This is a genomic window from Pseudoalteromonas atlantica, from assembly GCF_043641955.1.
In the GTDB taxonomy this organism is placed as follows: Bacteria; Pseudomonadota; Gammaproteobacteria; order Enterobacterales; family Alteromonadaceae; genus Pseudoalteromonas; species Pseudoalteromonas atlantica_A.
The window spans coordinates 149806-162667 of sequence record NZ_JBHZRV010000009.1 but is presented as its reverse complement, the minus strand read 5'-3'; the positions used below and the strand labels follow the sequence as shown (position 1 = coordinate 162667).

The window sequence follows — 12862 nt, the reverse complement described above, 5'->3', positions numbered from 1 at the left end:
TCATTTGTGATGGTGTGTCATTATGACCTTTATGTCAACACTTAAAGTTATAAATCACTGATAATTAATGGTTTAAATTGTTGGCTCACTCTGTGCAATACAAGGTGTATATCTATAATGTACAGGGGGATTTATGTCTTACTACAACACTGTTTGCAGCAACTTAGCCACAGATACTGATTTTTACCTACGTTTATTAATAGGCGCTAATTGGGCGCTTTTGCTGAGTTGCTTGTCGCTTGGAGTGACCGTTTTATTTAGTTACCCGTTGGCTGATTTACTTTCAACTAAACTGCAAATAGTGGCGCATATTTCTACCATTATTGCAGCGACGATTTTAAAAATTAGTTATGTATTGCGCTGTATTGCACTAAATAGCTTAGGTAGAGAGGTGCGCTAATGCGGCCAATAAATTTAACCGAGCCGGCGGCTGAAAACGTGCGTTTTTATCAACTTAGTCAATGGCCAATCTGGAACCTCGCTTTTCGCCCTGCTTTTTTAGGTGCGGGCTTGCTTGCTGTTTTTTCTATTGGCTATTGGTTACTCATTTTAACGGGATATGCAAATTGGCAGTTAAGCATGCCTGCAACACTCTGGCACGCTCATGAAATGATGTTTGGTTTTGCAGGTTTTGTTGCTGTAGGTTTTTTATTAACCGCCGCTCAGACCTGGACTGGCGTACCAAGTATTAGCGGTAGTGCTTTGATGGGATTAACTTTTGTTTGGTTAGCAGCGCAGGGAGCATTTTTCATCTCTATGCCAAGTGTTCACGGCATCAACCTATTTCTAGTTATTGGATTGCAGTTGCTATGGTGGCTTGGGGCTATAGCCGCTTTAGCAAACATGCTTATTGTGGCTAAAAGTAAGAATAACTATATTTTTTTATTTATGCTCAGTGCATTAGCTACACTAAATATCTCCTATCTATGGTTAGTCATACAGCAAAAGAATGCGTTAGCACTTTCAATTGCAGACACCGCCATACTGGTAATGACGATATTAGTAGGGGTCATTGCTGGGCGTGTTGTGCCTTTTTTTACAGCGCGAGGCTTAGAGCTTAGCGAGCAAGTGCGCTCGCCCCGATTAGATAAAATATTGCTGTATTGCGCGGTGCTGGGTGTTTCTGCCTTTTTCATTAGTCAGGTATTTGTGCGCAGTTTAAATCCCGGCTGGATAATGAGTGTGGTGGCTGCTTTGCACTTAACTCGTTCATTTATATGGTGGAATAGTAAGGTATTAACAGTGCCACTTTTGTGGTCATTGCATGTGTCTTATTTTGCTTTGGGTGTGGGTTTAACCTTGGTTGCGCTGAGCTTTTTCAGTTCAATTATTTTATTTAGCGACGCACTGCATATGATCACCATAGGCACGATTAGTATGATGATTTTAGCCATGATGAGCCGTGTATCTCTGGGTCATACAGGCCGTCCACTTCGTGTGCCACACGCTATATCTGCTGCATTCGGTTTAATGGTTATTGCGGCGATAACTCGCTCATTACTTCCCATTGTTATTGGTTCATCAATTGCGTGGCAGCTTAGCGCACTATGTTGGCTAGTGGCATTTTTACTGTTCTTACTCCATTACGCACCTATTTTGACACAGCGTCGTGTTGATGGGCGTCGGGGTTAATTTTTTAAGTTATTAGGAAACGTAGTATGTTATCTGAGAAAACCATTTCGATTGTAAAAAGTACAGCCCCTTTATTAGCGCAAGCAGGGACCGTTGTGACAGAGCATTTTTATAATCGTATGTTTAGCCATAACCCTGAACTGCAAGATATTTTTAATATGGCCAATCAGCGCAGCGGGCGTCAGCAATTTGCATTATTTAATGCGTTAGCAGCGTATGCACAACATATTGATAATTTGGGTGTGTTAAAGGAAGCGCTTGCACGAATTAATCATAAACATACAAGTATGCATATTCTGCCAGAACATTACCCAATTGTAGGTGGGCATTTGATTGGCACCTTAAAAGAGCTATTACCTGAGCAGTTCACCGCTGAAGTGGAGTACGCTTGGCGCGAAGCGTACGCTTTACTTGCTGATATTTGTATAACCGAAGAGGCGGCGCTTTACGAACACAGTAAAACCAAACACGGCGGCTGGACAGGAACTCGTAAATTTGTGATAGCTAACAAGTGTATCGAATCCGAGTTGGTGACCAGTTTTACCCTAGAGCCTGTTGATGCAAAGGCTGTAATAACTCACAAACCTGGGCAATATCTAGGGATAAAGGTAAAACCTGATGACACGCAATACAATGAAATTAGGCAATACTCCATTTCTCAACAAAGTAATGGAGAAAACTACCGAATCAGTGTGAAAAAAGAGTTGGTACCGGGTCCTGGTATTGTTTCCAATTACTTACACTCGCTTGATGAGGGGGGTGTTGTGCAATTATACCCGCCAGCTGGCGATTTCTTTTTAAGAGACAGCAAAAAACCTACAGTACTAATTTCGGCTGGTGTTGGTCAAACTCCAATGCTAGCAATGCTGCAAACAATATTGCAGAATGAATCCAACTCTGAAATCGTTTATTTACATGCCTGTGAGAATGAGCAGCAGCATGCATTTGCCAGTTATTTAAATGATCTTGCAGCCGTACACACCTCTTTAAAGCATTACACTTGGTATAATCAAGAAAGTAAGAGTGGAGTGTTCAGTGGTTTAATGGATATAAGTACTGTTGCAAATCAGCTTCCATTGGCTAAATGTGACTTTTACTTATGTGGCCCAACAAGTTTTATGGCAGCAATTAAGCAACAATTGCTTGCTTTGAATGTTGATGCTGAACGTATACATTACGAAGTGTTTGGTCCACATCAAGCGCTTTAATCCGCTCATAACAAAAAGGCGCTTAATGCGCCTTTTTGGTTTTAGATAACTTCACATTCGACATTGCTTAGCGGAATACTCAACTGCTTTTTAGGGTAAAATAGAAAGCATTGCTCCCCTGACTTTTTCAAGACAAACTTTTCTGAAGGTATATTATGTGCGCCCATAATAGGCATGCCATCAGGGCCTTTAGTTGTGCCATGATCTATCAAAAGCTGTGCGCTTTTAGTAAATACATCATCTGCAAGGGTCACTAAAGGGCCACCTTTCGCGGTTTGAATTGCTTGTTGCAGCTGCGTCACAATTCCCGGGTTTACGCGCGATAGGGTTGCATCTTGAGGCTCTACAGCTTGTGTGCTATTGCAACCTGTTATTATGATTGCGCTAACAGCGCTTAGTATGTATTTAATCATTTGCATCCCCTGTACTAGGCCATGTTAAATCCATATTTGTGTTGTAAAGCGACTGAGGTATCTCAAGCGATAAACCCGTTTCGTTACTTTGTGCATAGCTGGCAGGTTGTTGTTTAGCGTTTTGTGCCACTTCAGGGCAGCCATTATTTGTAATATGGTATAACGCCGTCGATAGCAGTGCTTCGTTTGTATCACCTAGTTGATGATCAAAGTCATCAGTAACAGGGCAGCCTTTAACATCAGCTGAAAACTGTGGTGAAGGCGTGGGTGTTAAACCATCTGAATATTCACCAAATCCTTTATAATTAGCACCACTGAACTGAATAGTATAGTAAGTAGTTGCACAGTTGTGGGTAGGTGTAAAACCATAAGGTTTACCGCACGTTGTGTCGCCAATTAATACCACCTCAACATCAATACCTTTTAAACCATTAATAAAGGCTTCAGATGCAGAGCAGGTACCTGATGTGCTAAGGACATAAACTTTTGATAGGTTTAAATCAGGTAAAAGAATTTGTTTACCTTCAAACGTTGAGTAATCAATTTCTTGGTTAATGAATGATAAAGGTACTTCCTTTGGTAGCTTGTCATTCTGAATCGTTTGATAATAGTAAAAATCGTCAGTGTTAGCAGGGCCAGCGACCATGTAAGCTAATTGTGATGACATAGCTAATAAACCACCGCCGTTGTATCTAAAGTCGATGACTAATTCGTCGACTTGATCAGCCTTAAACTTATTAACTGCATCGATTAAACCTTCTTGCGCAACACCTATATGGCTATTGAACTGCATGTAACCTACACGTGTATTGTTTTGTGTAGTAAATGTATTTACGTTCTGAACCGGGGTTTTTGCAATGTTACCCGCTGTAATGGTGATTGATTTTTCAGTCCCGTCATTACTGCGCACTCTAAAGTTATGTGCTTCGCCAGCTGTTGGGCCAAACAAAATACTATTGAGCGAGTCAATTCCAGCTTGAGTGTTGGTATCTATGCTTACATCATCAACAGAAAGAACGGTATCGCCACGTTGTATTCCTGCATTTTGTGCTGGTGAATTATCTTCAAGATAGGCAACTCTTAACACTCTTGGTGGCGTGTTTGAAATAAATGACCAGTTAATGCCGTAACCGGAGACTACGCCTGATTGTGCTTCTTTATAAAAGTCTTCAGTGGGTTCGCTGTAATGAAAATTATCTTTCTTAGCGCCAGAATCAGTCGTTTGCTCAGTTTTTAATTGCGCAAAATAAGCCGCAACAGTATCAAAGCTTTCTGGGTTTTTATCTGTTATTTCGTCATACCACAGGTATGTTTCATCACTCCAAGAACGTAGCCACATTTTTTCTGTTAGGGTGGAGCCTGCTTTATCAGGGTATGGCTGGTTATTATTGTATGGGTCGTTACCTGTGCGTGGCACATCACATTGGTTTTTAAATGTACTTGATGCGTCAAATTCACCTGCAACCCATTCAACCTCATTAGACTGTGGTGGCGGTGTTACCACATTGGTAGAGTCTGTATTATTTGAATCTTTATTTAGGCTACCGCCGCCTCCACATGCTGTAATTGCAAGACCAGAAAAAGCAATGAGAATAGCAGTAGAGATTCTTTTTTTATTAAACATATTTGGTTACGTTCTTGTAAATACTTGTTTCGAAAATATCAATACAGCTCAAGATAGGCAACAAAAAATACGTTTATAATGTAAACATTTGTAGAGTTAAAGATGCTGAGAGTTTTGGGTTTGTGCCAAGTTCTGGTTTTGCCATGCTTTAAATAACTGCTGTTGTTTATTGGATATTTTTAATCCGTAGGTTTTTTGCATGTAAAAGTATGCATCTGCAATACGCTTTCGCGAATAACCGGGTGGTTCAACAACTCGTTGTTTAAAGTTCACTTTTACCTGGCAGTTGCCATATTGTGTGGCGCTACCTGCAATCATACCAAAGCGATAATTCGATCTATCCGCATTAATTTCACCAATCGCAGGGGCTAGATTATTAATATCGGCTTCCATTTTTCTAAACTGCTCGCTGGTTTTCACGCAGTTTTTTCGCCCACCATTTTGCCAACATTGTAACTGGTGGCCAAACTCCCAAGCTGGAACTATGTGTTCCCATTCAATCCGAACGGCACGAGCATTGGGTTTACCTGAGCGTGTTACGGCATTGCGTGGTATATAACCGCACGCATTTGGATCGGGTATTAGCTTTTTACCTTGGCGTTTTATATCACAACCACAGTAAATACTTTTAGCATCGTTGGGTAAGGTTTTTATCAGGTGTTTTTTGGCGCTTGAGAAACTCGTAAATTGCTCTGCGTAAAGGTTAAAACTCAGGCAAAAAAAAGCGAGCGCAAGAAGAAAATGCGGCATATCCAATCACTTTAGTGAACAACAGGAAACGCTATTTTAGAGTGATTATTCAAACGGGTAAATCAGTTGAATGGAGTATGTTCAGAGAAATGCAATGATACAACAGGCAAGGCACTTATAAGGTATTCATAAGGCACTCATAATGCCTTACTGCAATTTAAAGTTTTCGGCGGCGTAGGCGTACATTTTGTAGTAAAAGTAGCATGCCAGTGATACAAAACAGTACGCTAGTCGCTGAAAAACTAATCAGTAATGGGTTATTAAAGTCTTCGCGCTCATCGTAGTCCATTATGTGCAACATCCAAAAAAAGTCGAAAATTCGCCATATAGTGCTGCGAACTGTGATTACTTTACCACTATCTGCCCATAAATAGAGTGTTGTATTAAAAGTGTCGTTAAAACTCACTTGCCATATATTTTCTTTGTAGCCAACTTCTCGAGGCCCTGCTTCAAGTAGATTTATCGTATTAATCTTAGCGTCAATTATCAGGTGAGCTTTTGCATTTTCGGCAATTTGTATTTTATTGGGATTACTAAATGGTTGCCCTGTTACTCCATCAAAATGATGCTCTTTTGTGTCAGTTTTTAGCGTAATGATCGGGGTGTTTAAAAAATGAGAATAGGTAATCTGTTTAGGCTGTTTGATTTGAGCTACTATTTTATCGAGTGACGCAGGGTAATTTTTTTGAGTAAATGGATTGTCGATTGCTCGAGCTGCCAAATGCTTACCATGAACTTTTTCAAGCGGAATAGCGCTCATGACTAAACCACCTAACAGCCATGCAAAAATTTGCAAAGCAAGAATGTATCCAAGCCATTTATGACATTTACGAGCGTGCTTGAAAATACGTTTATTCATTAAAAAACTCATTTGTTATTATTTTTTGCGCAGTATTTTACAAAGTATACCGAGTTTGACCATGTGGCAAATTGTCGCAGTAGGGCTTTAGAGTTGTTCTGCATAATAGAGAAGTGAAAGTGAGTAGTGGTCGAATTTGCAAGGGATAGAGTTTGGTATAAATGCAAATTTAGGTTAAAGTTTGCGTTGTAATTAACGCGGGGTAAAACAATAGCATGTCGGAAATTCAATTTTTAAATGTAGATCTAGAGCTTGAGTCTAAACAAGATATTAGTGCACTAGTGGCAGACTTAAAAAAAATTGCCACAGTTTTACACTATGACAAAGATGAATATCGTCAATTAGCGCGTATTGAGGCGAATCTTGAAGTGTCTACACCAGATAAAGCCATTAACCATATGTGTGAATTAATTGAATCCTGTTCACGCAATGCATTAAAACAATGGTTAGCGTGCTCTCGGCGCACGTTTGATATAGGCTTTGAGTCAGGCACTTCACCAAAATGTTTTAATCAAGCGCTGCAAGCAGATACGCTGTTGCGAATATCTGCTATTGGTGCAGGCGTTGAGATAACGATTTATCCAATAGAAAGTTAATTTTTACGCTCAACCACTGCTGCGGTCATTCTTGATACGCAGCACAGTTCACCTCGACTGTTTGTTATCTTAATTTCCCATACCGATGTCCGTTTTCCTATGTGTATAGGTTTTGCTACTGCCGTGAGCACGCCATTTCGAGATGCTTTTAAATGGTTTGCATTTATTTCTTGGCCAACACAGTAAAATTTTGTGAAATCTATAACAAAATTAGCAGCATAACTGGCAACTGTTTCTGCAAGCACAACATTTGCTCCGCCATGAACCATTCCAATAGGGTTGTGGTGTGCAGGTATTGCAGGCATCGTTGCCACTAAATAGTCATCGCCAATCTCAGTGATTTCTATACCCATTGTTTTCATTAACGTGCCTTGGCCATTAATGCCTTCATCAAGTTGTTTACACTGCGCTAGAGTGATTGGGTGATACCAAATAGCCATGGAATGTCCTCGATTAAAAATTTAAAACCAGCCTACACTTTTGTACACTTTTCTACAGTTAAGATCATCTAAATAGCTAAAATATACCTAATGTTACATTTTAGGAACGCATGATGAAAAAAGGAATAATGCTGTTAATTAGCTGTTTATCGTTATCCAGCTATGCAGATATCAATCATCAGGTTGATCTCGGGTTAACTGATTTAAGTGGCTTGGATAAAGCATTTTTAGGTGCGAGATACCGTTATTTTAGTGATGACTTAACCGCCTTATCTGGTCCTCAAGAGCTAAAAAGTCACTTGCACCGAGTGAACAATATTGCGTTAGGTGGCTTTGCGAATGACAACCTTTACTATATTACCAGTGATGCGACTTATTATTGGCAACATGGCTTAATTTTAGCGGCTGGCTTGCGGCATGTTGATGATGATGGCGGCCATTGGCAATCAGACAGCTCTTTAGTGACGGCCTCAATTGGAAACCAGGTAAATGATCAGCTACAAATAGGCTTAACTGCTTTTTACAACTATTTTCAAGGGAAAGGCTATTATTTAAAAGACAATGTAACGTCGGTTGAATGGAGTTATGCGCCGTATGTGCGCTGGACCAGCTTAACCAATAATAAAGGCTGGGATCTACAAGCTAAGCAGTTAGTTGGGCGCTATCGGTATGTTCAAGGGCGGGTAGCGTATTATATAAATCAAGATTGGTCAGTTGCTTTGGTCGCTAATGTTCGTGACCATGGCAATAATACTGATAACTATGAGTTGCAAACACAGTACTGGTTTAATGAGCATATAGCGCTAAAGTTTGGTTTAGGCGCATCTTTTAAATCTGATGATGGTTTAAATAGCGCCACTTTATTGCTAAGTACTAGATGGTAAAAAAGTAGGGCTAAAGGTAACTAATTTAAAATTTGCGATTTTCAAATAACTGTATATACTCACAGTTAAATGTACTGTATGGAAAACCAGTTGTATGCGCCCATTAACGAATCGTCAAGCTCAAATTCTTGAATTAATCAAAGTGTTTATCAAAGATACTGGTATGCCGCCTACGCGTGCTGAAATTGCACAAACTTTAGGTTTCAAAAGTGCAAACGCTGCTGAAGAGCATTTAAAAGCACTGGCTAAAAAAGGTGTTATTAAAATGAAGCCAGGTGCAAGCCGTGGTATTCAGCTGGTAGAAGAGGATGAACCCGAGCAACTTGGATTACCACTAATTGGCCGAGTCGCAGCTGGTGAACCAATACTTGCACAACAACATGTTGAAAGCTATTGTCAGATTGACCCTTTAATGTTCAAGCCAGCCGCTGATTTTTTATTGCGTGTACAAGGTATGAGTATGAAAGACATTGGTATTATGGATGGTGATTTACTTGCTGTACATCGAACGCAGGTTGCTGAAAATGGTCAAGTGGTTGTTGCGCGTGTTGATGATGATGTAACAGTTAAACGCATTGAAAAAGCAGGGAAAAAAGTTCTCTTACATGCTGAAAATGATGAATTTACTGCAATTGAGGTCGACCTTGAGCATGAGTCATTTAATATTGAAGGATTAGCTGTAGGCGTTATTCGAAACGCAGACTGGATGTAAGATTGGTTGTTATAAGTTTATAACGATGTAGGTTGGGCCATGTATTTATTCCTAATAGTTTATTTACTGCCACCTCGGTGCACCAAATGAGTGATATTTGGTGCTTATATTTTTTATAGCCACGTTAGCTGCAGTATTACACACTTCTATATAGCTTCTTAAGCCTTATCACACCTCATTATCCGCCAGTTTCAGGCGCTTAGAATATTCCCGCAAAACAAAATAACGCTCTGATTTAACATTGTTATTTTTGCACCAAAATAGAATTTTATTTACCTTAAAACTTGCTAATTGTTTATTTTTTAACTAATTGGTTAATACGCTGTGTTAATTAGTGATCTTTTTGCGTTATAGCGTCTGAAGACATAAACATAACCAGTAACAATAAAAAAATAACGAATTGGCGAGTATAAAGCAGTGCCGCCTCTTCGCTTTGCGTCTTGCAATAGCATCAAAAGGAGCTGTCACATGGGTAAATTGAGCTCTACCTTGTGGCTTATATTATTAATGCTTCCGCAGCAATTATTGGCAAACAGTCAATATAATATGCGAGAAGGTGTCACTGATATAAGTAATAATGTTTATCAACTGCACATGACTATTTTTATTATATGTTGTGTGATTGGGGTGATTGTATTTGCCGTTATGTTTTGGGCATTAATACATCATCGTAAATCGAAAGGGGCAGTACCTGCCCAATTTCATGAAAGTACAAAAGTAGAAATACTTTGGACGGCAATTCCCTTTGTCATTCTAATAGCTATGGCAGTCCCAGCCACTAAAACTTTAATCGCGATGGAAGATGCTAGTAAAGCTGACATCACTATCAAAGTCACTGGGTCGCAGTGGAAGTGGCATTATGAATACATGGGAGAAGATGTTGATTTCTATTCCATTCTATCAACACCTAGTGACCAAATAGCGAATCAAGCTGAAAAAACGGATACCTATTTACTCGAGGTCGATAAACCTTTAGTGCTTCCAATTAATAAAAAAATCCGTTTTTTAATGACCTCAGATGACGTAATTCATTCATGGTGGGTGCCTGACTTTGCTGTTAAGAAGGATGCCAATCCTGGCTTTATTAATGAGACTTGGACCCGAATTAATGAAGAAGGCATTTACCGAGGCCAATGCGCCGAACTATGCGGTAAAGATCACGGTTTTATGCCTGTTGTAGTAGAGGCCAAGTCCGAGGCAGACTTTGAAACTTGGTTAGCCAATGCAAAGCAAGCCAAGCAACAAGCTGCAGCTGCTGATGCAGCGCTATTAGATCAAACTCTACCAAAAGAAGAGCTTATGGTACTGGGAGAGCAAGTATACATGGCTAGTTGCGCTGCTTGCCATCAACCCACAGGCATGGGATTACCCGGTGTTTTCCCAGCTCTTAAGGGAAGCCCTATCGTGTTAGGAGATATTAAAGATCACATAGATATTGTTGTACATGGTAGCCCGGGTACTGCTATGCAGGCATTTGTAAAACAACTATCAATTAAACAGCTTGCCGCTGTTATTACCTATAAACGTAATGCGTGGGGTAACAATACAGGTGAAGTAGTTCAGCCAAGTGATATTCAGGCATGGATTGATGAAACTGCGGAGGCTAAGCCATGAGTAGCATAACAGACGAGCATAATAACGACGCTGCGCATCATGATGCGGGGCATCACCACCCAGCAAAGGGTTTTAAACGTTGGTTGTTTACTACTAATCATAAAGACATTGGTAGTTTATATTTAATATTTTCACTTACCATGTTTTTAATTGGTGGTGCGATGGCTATGGTGATCCGTGCTGAATTATTTCAGCCTGGTTTACAGTTAGTCGATCCTCACTTTTTTAATCAAATGACCACGGTTCACGGTTTAATTATGGTGTTTGGTGCGGTAATGCCAGCATTTACTGGGTTGGCAAACTGGATGGTGCCCTTAATGATTGGTGCGCCGGACATGGCTCTACCCAGAATGAATAACTGGAGCTTTTGGATTTTACCCTTCGCGTTTTTGATTTTGTTAGCATCGCTGTTTATGCCAGGTGGTGGCCCTGCATTTGGGTGGACGTTCTATGCGCCGCTTTCAACAACGTATAGTAATGATAATACCGCTTTATTTGTGTTTGCGGTGCATATCATGGGTATTAGCTCCATTATGGGCGCCATCAACGTGGTTGTAACTATCGTTAATATGCGTGCGCCTGGCATGACGTGGATGAAACTCCCGTTATTTGTTTGGACGTGGTTGATCACAGCGTTTTTATTGATAGCAGTAATGCCCGTGTTAGCCGGTGCGGTCACCATGGTATTAACTGATAAATACTTCGCAACCAGCTTTTTTGATGCTGCTGGAGGGGGAGATCCGGTTATGTTCCAGCATATTTTCTGGTTCTTCGGTCACCCTGAAGTGTACATTATGATACTCCCTGCATTTGGCATTATTTCGACGATAGTGCCGACCTTTTCTCGTAAAAAGCTCTTTGGCTACGCCTCTATGGTGTACGCAACCTCCTCAATTGCGCTGCTAAGCTTTATTGTTTGGGCGCATCATATGTTCACGACAGGAATGCCTGTTGCAGCTGAGCTATTCTTTATGTATGCAACGATGCTGATATCGGTGCCGACTGGGGTAAAAGTGTTTAACTGGGTAGCCACTATGTGGCGAGGGTCTATTAGCTTTGAAGTACCCATGTTGTTCAGTATTGCGTTTATTGTGCTGTTTACTCTAGGTGGATTCTCAGGCTTGATGTTAGCTATTACACCTGCCGATTTTCAGTATCATGACACGTACTTTGTGGTGGCACATTTTCATTATGTGTTAGTGACCGGTGCCGTATTCTCGATTATGGCAGGGGCATACTATTGGCTGCCCAAATGGACGGGCAATATGTTTAATATCACCTTAGCTAAGTGGCACTTTTGGCTATCTTTGGTGAGTGTAAACGTGCTGTTCTTCCCAATGCATTTTGTTGGACTGGCTGGTATGCCAAGACGGATCCCAGATTACGCGCTGCAATTTGCTGACTTTAACGCGATTATTAGTATTGGTGGCTTTGCCTTTGGGTTATCGCAGTTACTATTTGTTGTTGTGGTTTATAAGTGCGCGAAAGGCGGTGACAAGGTGCCAGCAAAAGTGTGGGATGGCGCAGAGGGATTAGAGTGGGAAGTCGCATCGCCAGCTCCATATCATACCTTCGATACACCACCGGAGATTAAATAATGACGCATGCGCCTTTGCTTAAACGACTGGTATTAATATGCATAGGCATGTTTGCTTTCGCTTTTGCTTTGGTGCCTTTATACGATGTTTTTTGCGATATCACAGGCTTAAACGGGAAGCCATCTCTAGAGCAAGCGCAGCAAAGTAACGCCATTACTGATAATCGCGAAGTCGATGTGAGCTTTACAACACATGCTCAAAGTGGCGCGCCATTTGAAGTGAAATCACATGAATATAGTGTGGTGGTAAAACCTGGTGCAATGCGAGAAGTATTGTTTAAGGCAAAAAACCTTAGCAACCAAGACAAAGTTATGCAGGCAGTTCCCTCAGTGTCACCGGGTAAAGCTGCTAAGTATCTTCATAAAATGGCGTGTTTTTGTTTTGACCAACAGCCGCTAAAAGCGGGAGAAGAAGTTGAGTTTAAACTCCTTTTTTATGTTGATACTGAGCTACCAAGTGATGTTGAAGAGTTAACTCTGTCGTACACCGTATTTGATATTAGTAGTCAATTTTTGGCTAGTAATTAGGAGCA

The 12862-nt window shown here is 40.6% G+C and carries 14 protein-coding genes; 9 read left to right on the top strand and 5 right to left on the bottom strand.

From position 1 onward, the window contains the following. The first annotated feature begins 133 nt into the window (after positions 1 to 133). The 3 genes from ACHUE3_RS16620 to hmpA are packed head-to-tail and all read left to right on the top strand — an operon-like array spanning position 134 to position 2840. A complete protein-coding gene (locus ACHUE3_RS16620; RefSeq protein ID WP_394193457.1) occupies positions 134 to 400 on the top strand; it encodes a hypothetical protein in 267 nt (88 codons plus the stop codon). After that, on the top strand, positions 400 to 1632 hold the full coding sequence (locus ACHUE3_RS16615; protein WP_394193456.1) for an NnrS family protein: 1233 nt from the start codon (positions 400 to 402) through the stop codon (positions 1630 to 1632). Before ACHUE3_RS16620 ends, ACHUE3_RS16615 begins: the two co-directional genes overlap by 1 nt. 26 nt (positions 1633 to 1658) lie before the next feature. Next, complete coding sequence (gene hmpA / locus ACHUE3_RS16610) at positions 1659 to 2840, top strand: NO-inducible flavohemoprotein (protein ID WP_394193455.1); 1182 nt, start codon at positions 1659 to 1661, stop codon at positions 2838 to 2840. A 41-nt stretch (positions 2841 to 2881) separates the two neighbouring features. Here hmpA and ACHUE3_RS16605 read toward each other — a convergent pair whose 3' ends face one another. From ACHUE3_RS16605 to ACHUE3_RS16590, 4 genes are all read right to left on the bottom strand, one after another. Beyond that, positions 2882 to 3253 carry a hypothetical protein gene (locus ACHUE3_RS16605; RefSeq protein ID WP_394193454.1) on the bottom strand — a complete coding sequence of 124 codons (372 nt, stop codon included), beginning with the start codon at positions 3251 to 3253 and terminating at the stop codon, positions 2882 to 2884. After that, on the bottom strand, positions 3246 to 4877 hold the full coding sequence (locus ACHUE3_RS16600; protein ID WP_394193453.1) for a S41 family peptidase: 1632 nt from the start codon (positions 4875 to 4877) through the stop codon (positions 3246 to 3248). Before ACHUE3_RS16600 ends, ACHUE3_RS16605 begins: the two co-directional genes overlap by 8 nt. Positions 4878 to 4973: 96 nt before the next feature. Beyond that, entirely contained in the window at positions 4974 to 5627 is a 654-nt protein-coding gene (locus ACHUE3_RS16595; protein ID WP_394193452.1) for an endonuclease, read from the bottom strand. 157 nt (positions 5628 to 5784) lie between these two features. Continuing rightward, the gene (locus ACHUE3_RS16590; RefSeq protein ID WP_394193451.1) at positions 5785 to 6486 is read right to left on the bottom strand and encodes a hypothetical protein; all 702 of its coding nucleotides are present in this window, start codon (positions 6484 to 6486) and stop codon (positions 5785 to 5787) included. Positions 6487 to 6701: 215 nt separating this feature from the next. Between ACHUE3_RS16590 and ACHUE3_RS16585 the strand changes: the two genes are divergently transcribed. Further along, the gene (locus tag ACHUE3_RS16585; RefSeq protein ID WP_394193450.1) at positions 6702 to 7082 is read left to right on the top strand and encodes a hypothetical protein; all 381 of its coding nucleotides are present in this window, start codon (positions 6702 to 6704) and stop codon (positions 7080 to 7082) included. Here the strand turns inward: ACHUE3_RS16585 and ACHUE3_RS16580 are convergent. Next, positions 7079 to 7522 carry a PaaI family thioesterase gene (locus ACHUE3_RS16580; protein ID WP_394193449.1) on the bottom strand — a complete coding sequence of 148 codons (444 nt, stop codon included), beginning with the start codon at positions 7520 to 7522 and terminating at the stop codon, positions 7079 to 7081. The two genes, ACHUE3_RS16585 and ACHUE3_RS16580, sit on opposite strands and share 4 nt — an antisense overlap. A gap of 113 nt (positions 7523 to 7635) precedes the next feature. Here ACHUE3_RS16580 and ACHUE3_RS16575 point away from each other — a divergent pair, with 113 nt between their 5' ends. From ACHUE3_RS16575 to ACHUE3_RS16555, 5 genes are all read left to right on the top strand, one after another. Further along, positions 7636 to 8406, top strand: coding sequence for a hypothetical protein (locus tag ACHUE3_RS16575; protein ID WP_394193448.1), 771 nt, complete (start codon positions 7636 to 7638; stop codon positions 8404 to 8406). A gap of 94 nt (positions 8407 to 8500) precedes the next feature. Next, the gene (lexA, locus tag ACHUE3_RS16570; RefSeq protein ID WP_394193447.1) at positions 8501 to 9118 is read left to right on the top strand and encodes a transcriptional repressor LexA; all 618 of its coding nucleotides are present in this window, start codon (positions 8501 to 8503) and stop codon (positions 9116 to 9118) included. A 468-nt stretch (positions 9119 to 9586) separates the two neighbouring features. Next, complete coding sequence (coxB, locus tag ACHUE3_RS16565; RefSeq protein ID WP_394193446.1) at positions 9587 to 10732, top strand: cytochrome c oxidase subunit II; 1146 nt, start codon at positions 9587 to 9589, stop codon at positions 10730 to 10732. Continuing rightward, entirely contained in the window at positions 10729 to 12330 is a 1602-nt protein-coding gene (gene ctaD, locus ACHUE3_RS16560) for a cytochrome c oxidase subunit I (protein ID WP_394193445.1), read from the top strand. Before coxB ends, ctaD begins: the two co-directional genes overlap by 4 nt. Beyond that, positions 12330 to 12857, top strand: coding sequence for a cytochrome c oxidase assembly protein (locus ACHUE3_RS16555; protein ID WP_394193444.1), 528 nt, complete (start codon positions 12330 to 12332; stop codon positions 12855 to 12857). The genes ctaD and ACHUE3_RS16555 overlap by 1 nt, the downstream gene beginning before the upstream one ends. The last annotated feature ends 5 nt before the right edge of the window (positions 12858 to 12862 follow it).

Excerpts from the sequence above, each read along its gene's own strand:
- ACHUE3_RS16620 (WP_394193457.1), top strand. The coding sequence starts at position 134 with ATGTCTTACTACAACACTGTTTGCAGCAACTTAGCCACAGATACTGAT.
- ACHUE3_RS16615 (WP_394193456.1), top strand. The coding sequence starts at position 400 with ATGCGGCCAATAAATTTAACCGAGCCGGCGGCTGAAAACGTGCGTTTT.
- hmpA (WP_394193455.1), top strand. The coding sequence starts at position 1,659 with ATGTTATCTGAGAAAACCATTTCGATTGTAAAAAGTACAGCCCCTTTA.
- ACHUE3_RS16605 (WP_394193454.1), bottom strand. The coding sequence starts at position 3,253 with ATGATTAAATACATACTAAGCGCTGTTAGCGCAATCATAATAACAGGT.
- ACHUE3_RS16600 (WP_394193453.1), bottom strand. The coding sequence starts at position 4,877 with ATGTTTAATAAAAAAAGAATCTCTACTGCTATTCTCATTGCTTTTTCT.
- ACHUE3_RS16595 (WP_394193452.1), bottom strand. The coding sequence starts at position 5,627 with ATGCCGCATTTTCTTCTTGCGCTCGCTTTTTTTTGCCTGAGTTTTAAC.
- ACHUE3_RS16590 (WP_394193451.1), bottom strand. The coding sequence starts at position 6,486 with ATGAATAAACGTATTTTCAAGCACGCTCGTAAATGTCATAAATGGCTT.
- ACHUE3_RS16585 (WP_394193450.1), top strand. The coding sequence starts at position 6,702 with ATGTCGGAAATTCAATTTTTAAATGTAGATCTAGAGCTTGAGTCTAAA.
- ACHUE3_RS16580 (WP_394193449.1), bottom strand. The coding sequence starts at position 7,522 with ATGGCTATTTGGTATCACCCAATCACTCTAGCGCAGTGTAAACAACTT.
- ACHUE3_RS16575 (WP_394193448.1), top strand. The coding sequence starts at position 7,636 with ATGAAAAAAGGAATAATGCTGTTAATTAGCTGTTTATCGTTATCCAGC.
- lexA (WP_394193447.1), top strand. The coding sequence starts at position 8,501 with ATGCGCCCATTAACGAATCGTCAAGCTCAAATTCTTGAATTAATCAAA.
- coxB (WP_394193446.1), top strand. The coding sequence starts at position 9,587 with ATGGGTAAATTGAGCTCTACCTTGTGGCTTATATTATTAATGCTTCCG.
- ctaD (WP_394193445.1), top strand. The coding sequence starts at position 10,729 with ATGAGTAGCATAACAGACGAGCATAATAACGACGCTGCGCATCATGAT.
- ACHUE3_RS16555 (WP_394193444.1), top strand. The coding sequence starts at position 12,330 with ATGACGCATGCGCCTTTGCTTAAACGACTGGTATTAATATGCATAGGC.